This is a genomic window from Pedobacter soli, assembly GCF_900101435.1.
GTDB classification, from domain to species: Bacteria; Bacteroidota; Bacteroidia; order Sphingobacteriales; family Sphingobacteriaceae; genus Pedobacter; species Pedobacter soli.
Genome location: NZ_FMZH01000022.1, coordinates 17677 through 35021, shown reverse-complemented (window position 1 = coordinate 35021; position 17345 = coordinate 17677). Strand labels below are relative to the sequence as shown.

The window sequence follows — 17345 nt, the reverse complement described above, 5'->3', positions numbered from 1 at the left end:
AAGAAGAATCCTGCATATGCCAGCCCTATGTGCTGTTCGTGATGATCAGCCGCAGTTTAAGATGCTATACGAAAGAGTTTATAAAAGAACAGGTATAAAGATGAAAGGATACGTTGCTGTGCAGAAAAAATTACTGATAATGGCGTATTACTTATGGAGAAAAAAACAAAAATGCCAGACTGACTTTAATTATCCTCAAAAAATAATAGCCTCTGAACAAGCAGAGGCTACACATGATAAAATTTCCGAAGAAAAATTTCACTAAACAAATTTATTAAAAATATATCGATTTTAATTTGGTTTTGAAGACAGTACCTTTCCGTTTGTAGTGCCGGCATGAAGCCGGCAGCTACCACTCCTATCGGGGTTATTTTACAACGTCAGTAGCCTGACTAAACAAACCTCGCAGGTTTTTAAAACCTGCGAGGTTTAAATCAAAAATGCTCCTGACTAACCAAATCACTTACCTCATAACCTTTTTGCCTGCATCTTTCAATAATATGCACCAGTAAATCGGCTTCCATTTTGGGTTCGCGGGCCATAATAAACAGGTACTTTTCATCAGGATGGCCTACTACTACATAACTATAATCATCGGCCAGTTCGATAATCCAGTAACCAATTTTAAAAGGCCATAAAAACTGGGCTTTCATATCTCCATCCGCTTTATCCTGATCGAAAAACAGTTTCGAGGTGATCGATTTTTCTTCAGGTTTTCCATCTTTATGGTAGGTGGTATATACATCAAAATGATCGTCGGCTGCAAGCGTATAAGTCTCGGTGGTTTGTTTCCAATGTTTATCCAGCAAGGTTGGTATCGAATATAAAGAATACCATTTCCCTTCAAAGGCTTTATAATCGATATCCGAAATAGGTTTATTTTCCATGTTAACAGGCTTTAATCAATTAACCAGCGTAACAGAAATAAAGTTTTAGCTAATAAATCAAATGTTTGCCTGCTACGATCAATTGTTTAGTGTACAGCATCAATTGTTTGGCTTCCACTGTCAATTGGTCAGTGTACAGTATCGATTGTTAGGCCTCCAGTATCGATTGCTTCGCTTCCACTGTCAATTGGTCAGCATAAAGTATCCTATGTTTCAGTACCAATATTGAATGTTAGCCGTATAGTGTTGATTTCTACCCTTCCACTATCAATTACAGCGTGTACGGCGTCAATTTCTGCCCTGCCGGTACCAATTGCCAGGCCTGTCGCATCAATTGCCGGGGCATACCTGATCAGTTTCGGAGTTACAGCATCAATTGATTCGTTACGGCCGCAGTTGTTATAAAGTTTTGAAAAGCATTTTTAAACCTTATATTTATTTATACCTTCGATTGATATTTATACAGCAAACCATAAAATTTTAGATATATGAAAGTAACGGTTGTAGGAGCAGGCGCAGTTGGCGCAACTTGTGCAGATAATATTGCACGTAAAGAACTGGCTAACGAGCTTGTATTATTAGATATTAAAGAGGGTTTTGCCGAAGGTAAAGCCATTGATATGATGCAAACCGCAACCCTGTTGGGTTACGACACCAAAATTACCGGCGTAACCGGCGATTACAGTAAAACCGAAGGTTCGGATGTGGTAGTAATTACCTCAGGCCTGCCGCGCAAACCCGGCATGACCCGCGAAGAACTGATTGGCATTAACGCCGGCATTGTAAAAGGCGTAGCCGAAAATATATTAAAATTCTCTCCTGAGGCGATCATTATTGTCATTAGCAACCCAATGGATACCATGACTTATCTGGCGCTAAAATCGTTAGGACTGCCTAAAAACAGGATCATTGGTATGGGTGGTACTTTAGATAGCTCGCGCTTTAAGTTTTACTTATCACAGGCCTTAAACTGCAACCCTAACGATTTGCAAGGCTTTGTAATTGGCGGTCACGGCGATACCACTATGATCCCGCTAACCCGTTTGGCTACTTATCAGAGCTTACCGGTAACCAATTTACTGGATAAAGCAACCTTAGATAAAGTAGCAGCCGATACCATGGTAGGTGGCGCAACTTTAACCGGCCTTATCGGCACTTCGGCCTGGTACGCTCCGGGTGCTGCAGGCGCAGCCTTGGTTGAAGCTATTTTACGCGATGAGAAAAAATTATTCACCTGCTGCGTTTCTTTAGAAGGCGAATACGGTCAGGACGATATTTGTTTAGGTGTACCGGTAATTGTTGGCCGCAGCGGCTGGGAAAAAATTATCGACTTTAAATTAACTGACGATGAGCAGGCTGCATTTAACAAAAGTGCCGATGCCGTTAGAAATATGAACAGTGTACTGGCAGAAATGAAACTGGTTTAGTACGCGCATCACTTCTTTTTTGCCACGGAAACACCGAAACACGGAATAGATTTATTATCCGTATAATCAGCGTTTCTGTGGCATTTTTTTTATACTTAAATAGGGTTGCCCCAGCTTACCAGAGGGCAACAGATACCAATAAACAATGAGATCAATTTCAATACCGCTTAAACTCATTAACCTGCAAGACGATGGCTACCACCTTTTAGTAGAAGTGGTAGTTTTTAAAGCAACCCGTTTAGTGGTGCTCGATACGGGAGCATCGCGCAGCGTGTTCGATAAAGCTTTAATTGAACAACACCTGGCCGAAACCTTACAGGTCTCTGAAGAAATTAATGCAGCTACCCTTTTTACCACCACAACCACCATTCAGGCTACTATCCCCGAGCTGAAAATAGGCTCGCTAAAAATCAAAAACTACGAAACCGTTGCTTTCGATCTGCAATCGGTGAGCGATACCTATGAGCAGTTTGGCCATCCGCCTATTTCGGGCATTATTGGTGGCGATATTTTAATGCAGTATAAAGCCATTATCGATTACAACAAAATGATTTTAAAGCTCTACAAATAACAATTCATCTTTTTATGACGGTAATCATTTTTTACAGCTCATTTTTAGGTGATATTTGTATCAAATGAAGAAGTTAATTGCCTGTTTTTGCCTCATTTTCTGGGCCGGATTAATTGCCGGAATCAGTTTTTTAGAAGCACCACTTAAGTTTCAGGCGCCCGGTATTACCATCCCCTTAGGTTTGGGTATTGGTCAGCTGGTTTTTCAGGCACTCAACAAAATCGAAATTGTACTTTTGGTTATTATTTTGGCTTGTTCCTTTCCGGCACCCTTCAAAAACCTTCAAACCAGGCTGCTTGTTATCCTTACAATTATCTTACTGGCCGACACTTTTTGGCTGCTACCTTTGTTAGATGAAAGGGCTAAACTCGTACTGGCAGGCTCGCCCCCACCGGCTAGCCACCATCATATTTTGTACATCATTATCGAAAGCGTCAAACTTTTATTATTAATCGTACTCGGAAGCTTAAACCTAAATACATTGCGTCATGAAAAACGATATTAACACCAGGGAAGACATTATACTTTTGGTCGATAGTTTTTACCAGAGGGTTCAGTTGAATGATAAAATCGGGCCAATTTTTACCCAAATCGCGAAAGTAGACTGGGCGCATCACCTGCCTAAAATGTACGATTTCTGGGAAAGTATCCTTTTTGGTAAAGCCATTTATAAAGGCAACCCGATGCTTACCCATTTTGCCCTAAATGATAAAAAACCACTACAAACCGCAGAATTTGAGACCTGGAAAAACCTGTTTTACCAGACTGTTGACGATTTATTCGCCGGACCAAATGCCGAAACCATTAAACAAAAAGCGCAGTCTATTGCTGATTTGATGCACTTTAAACTGAACGCACCACCATCAAAGATCAAAATCGTTTAAACAAATTTTGTTTTGATTTATACCGGTTTCTTTCTAAATTTAAGTTAACCAAAACAATCAAAACATGAAATTTCTGAAAATCTTAGTAGGTATCATTGTCGTACTGGCAATCATCTTTGTTATAGGCGGACTGGTATTACCAAAAACCTATTCTGTTAGTCGCAGCACTGTAATTAATGCTCCTGATAGTGTTATTTATAAAAACATTGCCGATTTTAAAGAATTTTACAAATGGAACCCATGGGCTAAAATGGAGCCAAGTGCTAAAACTACCTATGCCGGTACGCCTGAGCAGCCTGGCCATGTGTACACCTGGGAAGGTAAAGAGACCGGACAGGGATCGATGACGATATTAACGGCCAAACCAAGTACCAATGTGGATATCGAACTAAAATTCATTAAACCTTTCGAAAGTTTAGCCGATACTAAATTCGACATTCAGCCTGATGGAGCAGGACAAAAAGTAACCTGGACCATGAGCGGCGAAAACAACATGATTTCGAAATGGATGTGCGTTTTTGTAAGCATGGATAAAATGATCGGTAAAGATTTCGAAGATGGCTTAAAATCGTTAAAAGAAAAGTCAGAAAAAGGAAGTTAATTTTAGCTTATACCAAATAATAGAAGCTCCTCAATAGCAATTTGAGGAGCTTTCTTTTTTGTTTAAACCAGAAGAGCCAAACAATTGTGTCGCTTTCGCGTTAAAAAAGTATTAAAAAACAACTTCTTGTGCTAAATATTTTGTAATTCGCTATTTTTTAGATTATTTGCTGCTTAAATGAATTTATTACTTGTAGAAGATGAACCGAGTGTGGTTTCTGTGGTATCGAGAGGGCTTACGGAAGAAGGCTTTACGGTTAGTATTGCCCCCGATGGCTTAATCGGGAAACAGATGGCTACGGAACACGATTTCGATCTCATCATTCTCGACATTATGCTACCTGGAATAAATGGACTGGAGCTTTGCAAAATCATCAAAACGCATAAGCCCCAAACACCTATCATTATGCTTACCGCATTGGGCACTACCGAAAATGTAGTAAACGGGCTCGATAATGGTGCCGACGATTACCTCATTAAGCCTTTTAAATTTGCCGAACTTTTTGCAAGGATCAGGATGTTGCTTAGGCGGTACAGCGGCCTTACTACGCAAGACCAGATCATTACCATTGCCGACCTGCAAATTAACCTGAGTGCCAAAACGGTAAAACGAAGTCAGCAGGAGATTGTACTAACCGCAACCGAATACCGCCTGTTGGAGTACCTGGCCAAAAATAAATCGAAAATTCTGTCGCGGATTGATATCTTAGAAAATGTTTGGGATATCGACTTTAACCTGGGCACCAACGTTGTTGATGTTTACGTAAATTACCTCCGCAAAAAAATAGATAAAAATGCCAGTCAGAAACTGATTCACACTGCGGTAGGTCTTGGTTATGTGCTAAAAGAAAAATAGATGCAGATTGCAAAAAAAATTACTTTACTTTTTGCCATTCTCTCGGCAGTTATCATCTCGCTGCTCAGTGGTTTTGTATGGTATTTCTCTAACGAGTTTGCTTTCGAAGATTTTTACAAACGTTTAGAGGCCAGGGTTAAAATTGCTGCCCAGATTAAACTAACCGAAGACGTTAACAATAAGGCTTATGCCAAAATGCGTAACCAGTACCTGGAGCGCTTACCTTCAGAAAAAGAGTATATTATGCGGGCCGGCGAAGTTAAAGCCCTCGACCGCCAGTTACCAGCCAGTTTCTACAACCGGATACACACAGGTGCCATGGCCCGTTACCGGATAGAAAACCATTTCTATGCGGGCAAATTCTTTAAAAATAACAACAACGGCTACATTGTTATTGTGTCGGCAAACGATCCCTTTGGCTTTCGCGAGTTGAAAGATCTCCAAAGAATCCTGATCATAGGCTTTTTCCTTTCCGTTATTTTATCGTTCATTGTCGGCTGGAAGTTCTCCAACTACATGCTCATGCCTTTGCGTAATATTATTAAAAGTGTAAAAAGGATTAAGGCAGAAAATTTACACCTAAGACTGGATGTTAAAGACGGAAACGATGAAATGTCGCAACTGGCCCAGACCTTTAACAACATGCTTAACCGTTTGGAAACGGCATTCGAAACACAAAATAACTTTATCAGCAATGCTTCGCACGAATTAAGAACGCCGCTAACCATTATCAGTGGAGAAGTAGAGCTGGCCATGAAAAACATTGATGATGAGCAAAAACAGGGAAAGGCCCTGGCTAAAATCAAAGACGAAGCCGAACGGCTGGAACATATTTTAACCAGTTTGCTCGGGCTGGCTCAATCGGGTTTTAATGGTAAAAACCAGCCCTGGGAAGAAGTTAGAATGGATGAATTGCTCTGGGAAATTAAAGATTCAGTTAACCAGGTACATCCAAACAGCAAAATCGAAATCGATTTCAGCAAACTTCCTGACGATGAAAGCCTGCTTACTTTAAGGGCAAATAAAAACCTGATGAAACTGGCTTTGAACAACATCGTAAGCAACGCCTGCAAATATTCGAACGAAAAGCTGGTAAGTGTAAGCATAGAAAGCAATATACACACCCTTTCTATTGCCGTTACCGATAGAGGGATCGGGATTCCTCAAACCGATATACAACATATATTCGAACCCTTTTACCGGGCATCTAACACCAACGATTTTAAAGGTTATGGCGTAGGCCTTCCACTTTCTTTAAACATTATCCGACTGCACCGCGGCAGTATCGCCATTAAATCTCAGGAAGGTGTAGGTACAGAGATTAAGGTTTTGTTGCCAACCAGGGCGTAATCTTCATTGGTCATTGGTTCATTTGTCAATAGTTCATTAGTCAATAGTCCATAGCTGAATCCAATTGAAAACTGAAAACTGCTAACTGAGAACTATTGATTATTGGTCATTGATTATTGCTTATTGCTCATTGCTTTTGGTTATTGCTTTTGGTTATTGCTTTTCTAGATTAAATTCTAATCTCATTCTAATACCGTTCTTATTTCGCTGTAATAACATCGGGCTAAACTTGTATAAATATTTAATTCATTTAACAAGAGAAAGCCATGAAAACAATTTTAGTACCTACCGATTTTAAATTAGGAAGCATTAACATTATCGATGCGCTTGTTCAGAATCAGCCAACCGAAACATTTCATATCATTTTTGTTCATGCATTTAAGTTATCAGATTCGATAACCGATATGTTGATGTTGAGTCGCCGCAGCCGCGATTATGAAAACATCAGTGATGAGTTTTACCAGCAATTAAATCAGGCAAAAGCCAAACATGCCGGCCGTATTGAAGCCATTGGCCTTGAATATTTTTACGGAAGTACCGTTGCTGCCTTCAAAAACTTTATCGAAGCTTTTGATGTAGACTGCATTGCTTATTTGGGAGGCTACAATTTTACACCGATCAATAAATACAGCATCGATCCGAAGTTTTTAACCGGACGTGCAGGTTGCCCGGTAATTGAATTAACATCGGCAACGCCTCTTGCTACAGAAAATTTAATCGACACCAAGATTCAGGAAACGCAGTTGCAGGAAGCAAGTGCTTAATTAAAAATCACTTAAAAAAATTATCATATGCTGTTACGAAATAATATTCCGCTCACTTATATATTCGGGAAGATCAAAAAAGAACTGCTGTTTGTGATAGGCTACTCAATTGGTATTGTAGTGCTGTACGAGAACTTCCATGTTACACGCATCTCTATTCCAGTTGCAGTACCGGCATTATTGGGAACCATTATTTCCCTTTTGTTAGCATTTCGTTCTAACCAAGCTTACGATAGATGGTGGGAGGCCAGGATCCTATGGGGAGCTATCGTTAACGATTCGAGGTCTATATCCCGCCAGATATTATCATTTGTAGAAAACCCCTATGGCTCAGAAGAAATTGAAGCCTTTAAAGAACGCTTTATTAAAAGGCAAATTGCCTGGTGTTACGCCTTAAGCCAGTCGTTAAGGGGTTTTAATGCGCGCAAAGGCCTGGAAGAATACCTGAGTGCCGAAGAAATGGCCTTTATTAAAAAACGTAAAAATGTAACCACATCAATATTGGAGTTACACGCCATGGACCTTAAAAAAGCGCTGCAGGAAGGCTGGATAAACAAATACCAGCAGATAGAGATTGATAAAACCATTACGGCTTTATGTAACCACATGGGCGGATCGGAAAGGATTAAAAACACGGTTTTTCCGGTTACCTACAGTAAATACATCAATATGTCTATCCACTTGTTTATTGTATTGCTTCCTTTTGGTTTAATCGAATACTTCGGCTACATGGAAGTTCCTTTGGTAGTAGCTATTGCAGCGTTTTTCCTTTTGGTAGAAAAAATGGCCGTACACCTTCAGGATCCTTTTGAAAATAAACCGACTGATACCCCTACAACTACCATTTGCAGGAACATTGAACGCGATCTTTGCCAGATGCTGGATGACAATAAAATATACGAGGATAAACCTCAGACAGAACTGGCGCCTGTAGGCTCATACTATATCTTATAGTGCCGGTTAATAAAGAAAATCGTTTGATAGCGGTTAGTTATGAGCTATAGTTTGCTCCTTGGATGAGGTGCGGCTATAGTAAAGTGTACAAATAATAAAAGCCATTCGAAATTTTTGAATGGCTTTTTTGTATATCGGTACCTTACCTAATTAGGCATATAGTATTTTATATTTTTCAATTATTGATTTGCTTTCATTCAGGCCAGTTTTGGCAGTTTTGAAGGCAGAAATAAAATAAACAGCAAACAACACAGCCGATCCAGCTGCTGCTACCTGCCAGGCGTTAAGCGAAAAAACTGTAATACTTGCAGGCACCTTATTTATCAATAAATTAGTAAAAAATAATCCGCTCATTAAAAAAGAAAGAAAAGAAATTCCCGATTTAAAGGATAGGTATTTTTTATAATCTTTAATCAGAAAACCAGCGAATAAGCCCCCAACAGTGGTAACAAGCATACAGATGATATTGAACTTATAAAAATCATCTTTTCCTATAAAGGCAAGCATTTTATAAGCAGCAAATACCAAAAAACAGCTAATTAAAATGTACCTAAAGCCAAAAAGTGAAGTAAAATTTTTCCAGAAATAGCGACTATATCTTTTATTTATTGAGCTAATGATTTCATTCGAGGTATTATGAAGTCCTGTTATGCCAAATGATTTGTATGTTTCAGCTGCAGCATCTGCAAAGCTCAGATTGGGATTCGCATTCAATTTTTCTTCAACTAATGACGCAATATGGTCTAAAATTTCCATCTGCACATCAATGTAGGTAAATCCTTTCTTTTCGATAAAGGCTTTAATTTCGAATAACTGCTCTTGATTAAGTGTCATAATTAAACCGCTAAAACTTTGATTTTTTTATTGTAAAGTTTGATAAAAGCCCTTAAATAAATAGAGGTACAACAGAAAAGGCTTAATACGAGAATGGTTTTTAGATTACGACTGATTTCCACTATACTATCAGGAGAAAGAAACCAAAAAAACATAAACACATAAAACGACACACCGATTGAGGTCGATGCTTGTAAAAAAGAATACTTTATTGATGTTTTTTGTAATTTCCGATCTAAATAATATCTTTTTAAATAATAGAACAAACACATCAGTATTACAACAATACCAATTGATGCATTGATTGGTTTGGTATTAAATCCGGTTTTTAAAGTAGTATAATATAGGAATACCCAACTCATTATCATTACCAAATTTGCAGGTAACTGAGGCCACTTAAAAGCATTTATAATTTCGCCTTTAAATAGTCTAAAATACTGTTTGGTAATGCGCTTGGCATGAATCGTCTCGTTAGCTAAAATTTCTGTTTCCCCACCAAAATCTTCTGCTAAAATTTCATCAACCAAAGTAAAGCTGTAAACCTGGTTCTCGGCCGTCAAACGATTCAATACATGATCGTAAACTTCATCATAAGTCTCTTTGTATTTCGTCGTTCCCGAAACTAAACTTGCTACTTCTTGCTGCTGTTCTGTTGTTAATTCCATTAAAAGCTTGGTTTAAGGTTTAATAATAACTGTAACTGGGCAATAAAATCTTTTGCTTCCCGGAGCTTGTTTACTACCTCTTTCTCACCATCATTAGATAAGGAGTAATATTTCCTGAGCCTGTTTTCAACTACCTCTGTTGTGGTTTCAAGCAATCCCTCAGCTTCTAATTTGTGTAATGCCGGATATAGTGCTCCTTCTTTCAACAGTAATTCTCCCTGAGTGATCGATTTTACCTTTTGGGTAATCTCATAACCATACATCCGTTCATTTTCTGACAAAAGGTTTAGGATAATAGTTTGCAAGGTGCCTTTAAATAGTTCGTTGTTAACTGCCATAAACAAATGTATACGTTTTTTATATACATAAGAAATTTATGTATATAATTTTTAAAATAAAAATCAATTGAAATAAAAAACCCTCTTCAAGATTTAACTTGAAGAGGGTTTATATTGCTTTCAGCTTTTAGCTCACTTAAGCATCAATCTTAGCATATTTCGCATTACGCTCAATAAACTCTCTGCGTGGAGCAACTTCATCACCCATCAGCATTGAGAACGTATGATCGCATTCTGCAGCACTTTCAATTGTAGCCTGTAATAAAGTACGTGTAGCCGGGTTTAAAGTGGTATCCCACAACTGCTCGGCGTTCATCTCACCCAAACCTTTATAACGCTGAATATGCACGCTTTCTTCTTTACCTGCACCTTTTAAACGCTGCACAGCTGCATCGCGCTGCGTGTCATTCCAGCAATATTCGAAATCTTTACCTTTTTTAACCTGATAAAGTGGTGGCGATGCAATATAAACATAACCAGCTTCGATTAACGCGCGCATGTAACGGTAGAAGAATGTTAAAATCAGGGTCGTAATGTGCGAACCGTCGATATCAGCATCCGTCATGATTACAATTTTGTGGTAACGCAGTTTAGTTAAGTTCAAAGCCTTATCATCTTCCGGCGTACCAATGCTTACCCCAATTGCGGTAAACATATTTTTGATCTCGTCGTTTTCGTAAATTTTGTGCTCCATCGCTTTCTCTACGTTCAGAATCTTACCTTTTAAAGGTAAAATAGCCTGAATGTTTCTGTCACGACCTTGCTTAGCGGTACCACCCGCCGAGTCACCCTCTACCAGGTAAATTTCACATCTTTCCGGATCACTATCAGAGCAATCGGCCAGTTTACCAGGTAAACCCGAACCTCCCATTACACTCTTACGTTGCACCATTTCGCGGGCCTTACGGGCCGCTGCACGGGCAGTAGCGGCTAAAATAACCTTATTGATGATTAATTTAGCTTCTTTAGGGTTTTCTTCGAGGTAATTACCCAGCGCCTCTCCTACTGCAACATCAACCGATCCCATAACCTCACTGTTACCCAGCTTGGTTTTGGTTTGGCCCTCAAACTGAGGCTCTGCTACCTTAACAGAAACTACTGCGGTTAAACCTTCTCTAAAGTCATCGCCGGTAATCTCCATTTTTACGTTCTTTAATAAACCTTCCTTATCGGCATAGTTTTTTAAAGTACGGGTTAAACCCCTGCGGAAACCTGCAATGTGTGTACCACCTTCATGTGTATTGATGTTGTTTACGTACGAGTGTACATTTTCTGAGTAGCTATCGTTGTACTGGAAAGCCAGTTCTACCGGCACACCGTTTTTAATACCTTCGATATAAATCGGCTCAACCAATAACGAGGTACGTGTACCATCCAAAAAGGCAACAAACTCTTTCAAACCACCTTCAGAGTGGAAAGTTTCTGATAAGAACGTTCCGTCATCCAGCTTCTCACGCTCATCTGTTAAAGTAAGCTTAATGCCTTTGTTTAAGAAAGCAAGCTCACGTAAACGACCTGCAAGTGTATCGTATTTATACTCTAAAGTTTGGGTAAAAATTTCAGCATCTGGCTGAAAGGTCTGGATTGTCCCGGTACGGTCTGATGTACCAATTTCTTTTACATCAAACAAAGGCTTACCTCTTTCGTACTCCTGGGTAAAAATCTTTCCTTCGCGGTGTACAACCGTTTTAACGTGGGTTGATAAGGCGTTCACACAACTTACCCCCACACCGTGCAAACCACCGGAGACTTTGTAAGTATCTTTATCGAATTTACCACCGGCGTGCAGTACCGTCATTACAATTTCTAATGCCGATTTACCCTCTTTAGTGTTAATGCCGGTTGGAATACCACGCCCGTTATCTTCTACTGTAATGGAGTTTCCTTCGTGAATAGTTACCAGAATATCAGTACAATAACCTGCTAACGCCTCATCAATTGAGTTATCTACAACCTCGTAAACCAAGTGGTGTAATCCTTTAACACCCGTATCACCTATATACATCGAAGGGCGCTTACGCACCGCTTCTAAACCTTCTAAAACCTGTATATTATCTGCCGAATAATTTGACTTTAAATCCTGTTCTTCGCTCATATATTAATTAAAAACTATAAGTATCAAAAATACGGAAATTTTGGCAATTAAGCTAATATGTGGATAAGTTTTAGGCTGTTAGGAGATTATTTTCGGCACTTTTTTAATGCCTTTAAACCGGGTTTGAAAAGCAAAACCTGTATTCCATTTCAGCGTTACTCCCGCTTTACATTACAAGTCCCGGTGAAGAACCGGGCGCTTTCCATTTCAATCGGGTTTGGCTTGCCAACAACCTGCTAAAATTAACGGAAACACCCACCAACCGTTCCAATGTGCTAACCGAAAAATAAAATTCATTATTAAAAAGCCACAGATTACCAGATCATACAAAATCTGTGAATCTGTGGCAGCCAGATAAAATTTCTCATAAACTGAACGTAGATAATGTCAATTAGCACCAATTGAAATGCTGTAAATTGCTTTACCCATTAAAATTTAACCGTTTAATAATCGTTTATTTACCAGATTGCCTTTAAATTGCATTTAAAAACTAATTTATATAAGTTTGCTAAAATTTATTAAACAATAATGGAAAGAAGAACCTTCAAAACCTTTGGTTTATTTGCAACAGCAGCTTTGATTACAACTTTCACTGCCTGCCAGAACAAAGAAGCTAAAACTACTGAAACAAAAAAAACAGATAGCCCTACTGCAGCAGTTGCTGCAAGTGAGAAAATTGTATATGTTAACTCCGATTCTTTGTTAACAAAATACGAATATTTCAAAGATCTTAAGGTGAAATTTGAGGGTAAAACCAAAAATGCACAGGCCGATATGCAAGCTAAAGGACAGGCTTTTCAACGCGAAGTAGCCCAGTACCAGCAATCAGCACAAACCTTATCAGCCGATCAACGTAAATCGACTGAAGAGCGTTTGGCTCGTAAACAACAGGAATTGCAAACCTACCAGCAAAATGCAGGTGGTGCTTTACAAAACGAACAAGCTGTTGAAAACGAGAAACTTTACGATAAAGTTGCTGCCTACTTAAAAGTTTATGCAAAAGAAAAAGGTTACAAAATGGTATTAACCTATTCTAAAGGCAACAGCGCTATTTTATTTGCCGACGAAAGCTTAGATGTAACATCAGAAGTAATTAAAGGATTAAATGCCGAATACAGCAAAAAATAAATATTAAAATACTGAATATAAGTGCCTCGATGAAAATCGGGGCATTTTTTTTGTACCTTACCCTTACCATGGAAAACAACAGACAACACGAAGAATTTATGCAGATGGCCATAGCGCTATCAGTAGAAAATGTAAGCGAACATATAGGCGGCCCTTTTGGTGCAGTAATTGTAAAGGATGGCAAGTTTATTGCCGGTTCGGCCAATAAAGTAACATCAACCAACGATCCTACTGCCCATGCAGAAGTATCGGCCATCCGGCTGGCCTGTACAGCATTGGGCACCTTCGATTTGAGTGGTTGTGTGGTATATACCAGCTGCGAACCCTGCCCCATGTGCTTAGGCGCTATTTACTGGGCCCGGATCGAAACCATTTATTACGCCAACACCAAAGCAGATGCCGAAAACATTGGTTTCAGCGATAAATTTATTTATGATGAGCTTGAAAAACCCATGCATAAAAGAACTTTGCCCGTGGTACAACTGATGCGCGATGAAGCGCTGGAAGCCTTTAAGCTTTGGGAAACCTCGCCTTTGCGGATTACCTATTAACAGAGATCGTCATTTCGAACGGAGCGTAACGAAGCTGAGAAATCTAACTCACTATACTCCAGTCGAGATGACGATCGTTTTATTTATAACTATTTACTCGATTCCTTTTCTGTCAGCAAGCCCACCATTGCATCAATTTCTTTAACTACGCTGTCATCTGAGCCCGAAAAGCCAACAGCTTTAAACCTGATATTTCCGCTGCCATCAATGATAAATTTTGTTGGAATGCCATCTACCTTGTAAGCACTCACCACATCAAATTTTGAAGGATCTTTCGCATTCTTGGTATCGTAAAGCACGTTAAAATTGTATTTCTTTTCTGCCAGAAAATCAGTCACCAATTTCACGCGGTTATCTTCAGTTTGCCAGGTATTTACAAACAGGAACACCACATTCGGGTTGCTTGCATATTTAGCCATCGCCTTTTGCATACCAGGGAAAGAAGCCACACATGGCCCGCACCAGGTTGCCCAATAATCTAAGATTACCGTTTTACCTTTTAAACTGGCCAGGCTAACGGTTTCGCCTTTTAAATTGGTTAAAGAGAAGCCCGGTGCCGGAATATTAATCATTTTTTTGGTCCACTCTGCTTTTTCTTTCGCAATGGCAGCCTTTTCTAAATTGGCAATATAGGTTTCATAAGAACCTGCTTTTTTTAATGTGGTATATAACCTTTTAAAATCTGCTTTTAACGAATCTGAAGCTTTTCCATCTTTTATCAAACCTTCGGCCTGGGTATAGGCTTTGTCGTTTTGACCATCTTTAATCAAATACGTTACATAGCGGGCAACAACATCAGGCGATGATTTAATATCTTTATCTAAAACAACTTTTTCCTGTAGGCTTAACGCCTCCTTAAAATTATTCTGGTGGTAAAGCAATAGCGCATAGGTATCTGCATACGTAGCATAAGCCTGATCGAGTGATTTTAGATAAGCTTCTTTTGAAGAGAAATAAGCCGGAACCTCATCTTTTTTAGCTGCTTCAATCAAATCAAGTGACTGTTTAGAAAGTTTGGCAGCGAGTTCAAGGTTTTCTTTTTTCTCGGCTGATGACCAGGCAAAATTATTGTATAAACCAGCTTTACTCTGTTTATTGGTTACTTTGCTGCTGTACAACTCAAACTTATCAAAATCTTTGGCTTTTACAGCTGAACCAGCTAAAGCATTGTAAATGGAATTTAATTTACCTTCATCGGCTTTTTTAGCAGGGTCATATTGATATTTGGCAATCATCTCCTGAGCCTTTTTCTCCTGTCCGGCAAAATCTTTGGTGGTGTAAAGCGCATTCATGTCCTGTCCGTAAGCATAATTACCCTTTGGATAATTTTGAAGCAGGATGGCTTTAACCGAATCAATCTGTGGCTTTTGCTTTAACAAATTATACAAGTTTAAAGTAGTGCTCAGGTCTTCCTCTTTAGGTTCTTTTATTTTAGCCAGTTGCTGAATGTTTTCGTTAATCAGTTTGGTGCCTTTATCTTTATCGGTTTTATAGGCAAGCGACAAATACTGGTATAAATTTTTCTTTTTTAGCGCGGGCTTTAAGGCAAAAGCTTGTTTGTAAAGCCCTTCGGCTTTTTCTGGATCGAGCGTAAGCCCCAGATAATAATTGCCTGCCAGGCCATATAAAAACGCTTCGTTAGCATAAGTTTCGGCAGCCACTTTACCTCCTTTAGTCAGTTCTAAAACATAGCCGGCAGGTGCTTCATCTTTCTGATCGCCAACCGAAAAAGCCAGTCCTACAACGGTTGCGCTATCGGTTGTAGTAATTTCGCCTCTGTAAATTTCGCCATCTTTAACCAGGTCAACCTTTGCGTTCTTTGGGTTTGTACCCGAAAAGAAAGTGAAGCTGGTACATTTAACATCAGCCAGATTTTCCAGATTGGTACCCTTTGGTGTATAGGTAAACTTCACTTTGCTTCCTGCAGCCGGCTGATTAACGGCAAATTTTACACCTTGTGCCTGCACTGCTCCGGCAGCAAGCACCAATAACGACAAGATTTTTAATGTTTTCATAATGAAAGGTTTAGATATTGTTTTAGGTAACTAAATATATCGTTTTCTATTGGTTTTTAATCATTAAATTGTGTTAATTTTTAAGGAATAATTATTGTAGCAGATTTTGCATGACCTATGAGCAAAAAATAGCGAGCGAACTGGAGTTCTGGAAGTTTAAAATCTTACAGAAACCATCGCTCTTAAGTAAGGTAACCGATAAGGTGCAAAAGAAAATAAACAGCGTTATTCCGGATAAAGTACACCAGGCCATTACTACAGCCATTAAACAAATGGTTAAAGCGGTTCTTTTTGGCTCTACTTTTACTACATCAAAACCAGTTACCGATTTAACACTCATGCACCGCGAGGCGCTGATTAAACAAAAGATAGAAAACTACAAAAATACAGGAGCCGCAGAAGGAGGTATTACCGGTGCGGGTGGTTTTTTAATGAGTTTGGCCGATTTTCCGTTGCTACTGGGTATAAAAATGAAAATGCTTTTCGATATCGCTGCAATTTATGGCTACGATGTAAAAGATTATCGCGAACGTTTGTTTATCCTGCACATTTTTCAGCTTGCCTTTTCGAGCAAGGAAGAAAGTCAGCAGGTTTTTATTAAAATGCAGGATTGGGATAATAAAGCACACCAGTTACCAACCAATATCGATGAATTTGACTGGTTAACCTTCCAGCAACAATACCGCGATTATATCGATCTGGCCAAACTGGCTCAAATGCTGCCTTTTGTAGGTGCGGCAGTAGGTGCTGTAGCTAATTATAAACTGATTGAAAAACTGGGCAAAACGGCGATGATGAGTTACCGCTTGAGATATTTCAGTTTGCAATATGCAGTTATCAGTACGCAAGAAGAAAACCAGAAATTGAATATGGGCAACTGAACAGAATAGTGATTCAGTTTTCAATTGGCAGTAAACAGTTAATAGTACTCAAGAAACTCAAAACTGCTAATTGCGAACTGAAAACTGGTAATTGAAAACTAACTATTCCTCTTCAAACATCCCACCCAATAAATCGTCGGTTTCTCTTCTGTCTTTTTTGGTTGGGCGGCCTGTTCCCCGATCGCGCTTAAGTGTTGGTGCATGGAAAGCCGATTTAAAAGCATGCGTTTCTTCAACCGGGGTAAGGTCTTTATATTTGGTTAAAGCCGTTGGCGAATCAGTTCGGTTGTAAGAAAATTCGACCACTTCAATCACTTTCTTTTCAATGCCTTTCGATACCTGGTAAATATCGCCTATTTTCACAATTGCCGATGGTTTAATATTCTGCCCGTTAAGCTTTACCCTTCCCGCTTTACAGGCATCAGTAGCCAGGCTCCTGGTTTTAAACAACCTGATGGCCCATAAATATTTATCGATCCTGAGTTTTTCTGTTTCTGTCATAAAGCTACAAAAGTACGCAATTCGGTTAACTGTATAAACTGGTA

At 39.2% G+C, this 17345-nt stretch carries 19 protein-coding genes and 1 pseudogene; 13 read left to right on the top strand and 7 right to left on the bottom strand.

Annotated elements, in window-relative coordinates; all coding sequences use genetic code 11:
- Positions 1-265, top strand: a pseudogene (locus BLR37_RS25545) (hypothetical protein); the annotation flags it as partial.
- 169 nt (positions 266-434) lie between these two features.
- Here the strand turns inward: BLR37_RS25545 and BLR37_RS24690 are convergent.
- A complete protein-coding gene (locus BLR37_RS24690) occupies positions 435-887 on the bottom strand; it encodes a lipocalin family protein (RefSeq protein WP_039482135.1) in 453 nt (150 codons plus the stop codon).
- 488 nt (positions 888-1375) lie between these two features.
- Here BLR37_RS24690 and BLR37_RS24685 point away from each other — a divergent pair, with 488 nt between their 5' ends.
- The 9 genes from BLR37_RS24685 to BLR37_RS24645 all read left to right on the top strand — a co-directional run bounded on the left by BLR37_RS24685 (position 1376) and on the right by BLR37_RS24645 (position 8293).
- Complete coding sequence (locus BLR37_RS24685; RefSeq protein WP_090773355.1) at positions 1376-2314, top strand: malate dehydrogenase; 939 nt, start codon at positions 1376-1378, stop codon at positions 2312-2314.
- Positions 2315-2459: 145 nt separating this feature from the next.
- The gene (locus BLR37_RS24680; RefSeq protein WP_090773353.1) at positions 2460-2885 is read left to right on the top strand and encodes an aspartyl protease family protein; all 426 of its coding nucleotides are present in this window, start codon (positions 2460-2462) and stop codon (positions 2883-2885) included.
- A gap of 64 nt (positions 2886-2949) precedes the next feature.
- A complete protein-coding gene (locus BLR37_RS24675; RefSeq protein ID WP_090773351.1) occupies positions 2950-3390 on the top strand; it encodes a hypothetical protein in 441 nt (146 codons plus the stop codon).
- Positions 3374-3769 carry a group III truncated hemoglobin gene (locus BLR37_RS24670; protein ID WP_090773349.1) on the top strand — a complete coding sequence of 132 codons (396 nt, stop codon included), beginning with the start codon at positions 3374-3376 and terminating at the stop codon, positions 3767-3769. Before BLR37_RS24675 ends, BLR37_RS24670 begins: the two co-directional genes overlap by 17 nt.
- Positions 3770-3833: 64 nt before the next feature.
- Positions 3834-4370, top strand: a complete 537-nt coding sequence (locus BLR37_RS24665; RefSeq protein WP_039482123.1) for an SRPBCC family protein — start codon at positions 3834-3836, stop codon at positions 4368-4370.
- A gap of 177 nt (positions 4371-4547) precedes the next feature.
- On the top strand, positions 4548-5225 hold the full coding sequence (locus BLR37_RS24660; protein WP_090773347.1) for a response regulator transcription factor: 678 nt from the start codon (positions 4548-4550) through the stop codon (positions 5223-5225).
- Positions 5226-6575 (top strand): sensor histidine kinase, encoded by a 1350-nt coding sequence (locus tag BLR37_RS24655; RefSeq protein WP_090773345.1) that lies wholly within the window; start codon positions 5226-5228, stop codon positions 6573-6575.
- A gap of 266 nt (positions 6576-6841) precedes the next feature.
- Entirely contained in the window at positions 6842-7339 is a 498-nt protein-coding gene (locus BLR37_RS24650) for a hypothetical protein (RefSeq protein ID WP_052266427.1), read from the top strand.
- A gap of 27 nt (positions 7340-7366) precedes the next feature.
- Positions 7367-8293 carry a bestrophin family protein gene (locus BLR37_RS24645; RefSeq protein WP_090773343.1) on the top strand — a complete coding sequence of 309 codons (927 nt, stop codon included), beginning with the start codon at positions 7367-7369 and terminating at the stop codon, positions 8291-8293.
- Between the two features lie 150 nt (positions 8294-8443).
- On the opposite strand, the gene BLR37_RS24640 is transcribed toward BLR37_RS24645, so the two are convergent.
- The 4 genes from BLR37_RS24640 to gyrB all read right to left on the bottom strand — a co-directional run bounded on the left by BLR37_RS24640 (position 8444) and on the right by gyrB (position 12225).
- Complete coding sequence (locus tag BLR37_RS24640) at positions 8444-9049, bottom strand: hypothetical protein (RefSeq protein ID WP_143009667.1); 606 nt, start codon at positions 9047-9049, stop codon at positions 8444-8446.
- An 80-nt stretch (positions 9050-9129) separates the two neighbouring features.
- The gene (locus BLR37_RS24635; protein ID WP_090773339.1) at positions 9130-9792 is read right to left on the bottom strand and encodes a hypothetical protein; all 663 of its coding nucleotides are present in this window, start codon (positions 9790-9792) and stop codon (positions 9130-9132) included.
- On the bottom strand, positions 9792-10130 hold the full coding sequence (locus BLR37_RS24630; protein ID WP_090773336.1) for a PadR family transcriptional regulator: 339 nt from the start codon (positions 10128-10130) through the stop codon (positions 9792-9794). The genes BLR37_RS24635 and BLR37_RS24630 overlap by 1 nt, the downstream gene beginning before the upstream one ends.
- A gap of 136 nt (positions 10131-10266) precedes the next feature.
- Positions 10267-12225: a DNA topoisomerase (ATP-hydrolyzing) subunit B gene (gene gyrB / locus BLR37_RS24625; RefSeq protein ID WP_039482095.1), complete on the bottom strand. Its 1959-nt coding sequence runs from the start codon at positions 12223-12225 to the stop codon at positions 10267-10269.
- Positions 12226-12753: 528 nt separating this feature from the next.
- On the opposite strand from gyrB, the gene BLR37_RS24620 reads away from it, so the two are divergent.
- On the top strand, positions 12754-13353 hold the full coding sequence (locus BLR37_RS24620; RefSeq protein WP_090773334.1) for an OmpH/Skp family outer membrane protein: 600 nt from the start codon (positions 12754-12756) through the stop codon (positions 13351-13353).
- Between the two features lie 68 nt (positions 13354-13421).
- Positions 13422-13904, top strand: coding sequence for a nucleoside deaminase (locus tag BLR37_RS24615; RefSeq protein ID WP_090773357.1), 483 nt, complete (start codon positions 13422-13424; stop codon positions 13902-13904).
- A gap of 89 nt (positions 13905-13993) precedes the next feature.
- Here the strand turns inward: BLR37_RS24615 and BLR37_RS24610 are convergent, their stop codons facing one another.
- Complete coding sequence (locus BLR37_RS24610) at positions 13994-15919, bottom strand: redoxin domain-containing protein (RefSeq protein ID WP_090773332.1); 1926 nt, start codon at positions 15917-15919, stop codon at positions 13994-13996.
- A gap of 110 nt (positions 15920-16029) precedes the next feature.
- On the opposite strand from BLR37_RS24610, the gene BLR37_RS24605 reads away from it, so the two are divergent.
- Positions 16030-16800, top strand: coding sequence for an EcsC family protein (locus BLR37_RS24605; protein ID WP_090773330.1), 771 nt, complete (start codon positions 16030-16032; stop codon positions 16798-16800).
- A 102-nt stretch (positions 16801-16902) separates the two neighbouring features.
- On the opposite strand, the gene BLR37_RS24600 is transcribed toward BLR37_RS24605, so the two are convergent.
- A complete protein-coding gene (locus BLR37_RS24600; protein WP_090773328.1) occupies positions 16903-17301 on the bottom strand; it encodes an RNA-binding S4 domain-containing protein in 399 nt (132 codons plus the stop codon).
- Positions 17302-17345: the final 44 nt, after the last annotated feature.

What these genes read in the sequence shown, in the direction of transcription:
- BLR37_RS24690 (WP_039482135.1), bottom strand. Translation starts at nt 887, where the DNA reads ATGGAAAATAAACCTATTTCGGATATCGATTATAAAGCCTTTGAAGGG.
- BLR37_RS24685 (WP_090773355.1), top strand. Translation starts at nt 1,376, where the DNA reads ATGAAAGTAACGGTTGTAGGAGCAGGCGCAGTTGGCGCAACTTGTGCA.
- BLR37_RS24680 (WP_090773353.1), top strand. Translation starts at nt 2,460, where the DNA reads ATGAGATCAATTTCAATACCGCTTAAACTCATTAACCTGCAAGACGAT.
- BLR37_RS24675 (WP_090773351.1), top strand. Translation starts at nt 2,950, where the DNA reads ATGAAGAAGTTAATTGCCTGTTTTTGCCTCATTTTCTGGGCCGGATTA.
- BLR37_RS24670 (WP_090773349.1), top strand. Translation starts at nt 3,374, where the DNA reads ATGAAAAACGATATTAACACCAGGGAAGACATTATACTTTTGGTCGAT.
- BLR37_RS24665 (WP_039482123.1), top strand. Translation starts at nt 3,834, where the DNA reads ATGAAATTTCTGAAAATCTTAGTAGGTATCATTGTCGTACTGGCAATC.
- BLR37_RS24660 (WP_090773347.1), top strand. Translation starts at nt 4,548, where the DNA reads ATGAATTTATTACTTGTAGAAGATGAACCGAGTGTGGTTTCTGTGGTA.
- BLR37_RS24655 (WP_090773345.1), top strand. Translation starts at nt 5,226, where the DNA reads ATGCAGATTGCAAAAAAAATTACTTTACTTTTTGCCATTCTCTCGGCA.
- BLR37_RS24650 (WP_052266427.1), top strand. Translation starts at nt 6,842, where the DNA reads ATGAAAACAATTTTAGTACCTACCGATTTTAAATTAGGAAGCATTAAC.
- BLR37_RS24645 (WP_090773343.1), top strand. Translation starts at nt 7,367, where the DNA reads ATGCTGTTACGAAATAATATTCCGCTCACTTATATATTCGGGAAGATC.
- BLR37_RS24640 (WP_143009667.1), bottom strand. Translation starts at nt 9,049, where the DNA reads ATGGAAATTTTAGACCATATTGCGTCATTAGTTGAAGAAAAATTGAAT.
- BLR37_RS24635 (WP_090773339.1), bottom strand. Translation starts at nt 9,792, where the DNA reads ATGGAATTAACAACAGAACAGCAGCAAGAAGTAGCAAGTTTAGTTTCG.
- BLR37_RS24630 (WP_090773336.1), bottom strand. Translation starts at nt 10,130, where the DNA reads ATGGCAGTTAACAACGAACTATTTAAAGGCACCTTGCAAACTATTATC.
- gyrB (WP_039482095.1), bottom strand. Translation starts at nt 12,225, where the DNA reads ATGAGCGAAGAACAGGATTTAAAGTCAAATTATTCGGCAGATAATATA.
- BLR37_RS24620 (WP_090773334.1), top strand. Translation starts at nt 12,754, where the DNA reads ATGGAAAGAAGAACCTTCAAAACCTTTGGTTTATTTGCAACAGCAGCT.
- BLR37_RS24615 (WP_090773357.1), top strand. Translation starts at nt 13,422, where the DNA reads ATGGAAAACAACAGACAACACGAAGAATTTATGCAGATGGCCATAGCG.
- BLR37_RS24610 (WP_090773332.1), bottom strand. Translation starts at nt 15,919, where the DNA reads ATGAAAACATTAAAAATCTTGTCGTTATTGGTGCTTGCTGCCGGAGCA.
- BLR37_RS24605 (WP_090773330.1), top strand. Translation starts at nt 16,030, where the DNA reads ATGACCTATGAGCAAAAAATAGCGAGCGAACTGGAGTTCTGGAAGTTT.
- BLR37_RS24600 (WP_090773328.1), bottom strand. Translation starts at nt 17,301, where the DNA reads ATGACAGAAACAGAAAAACTCAGGATCGATAAATATTTATGGGCCATC.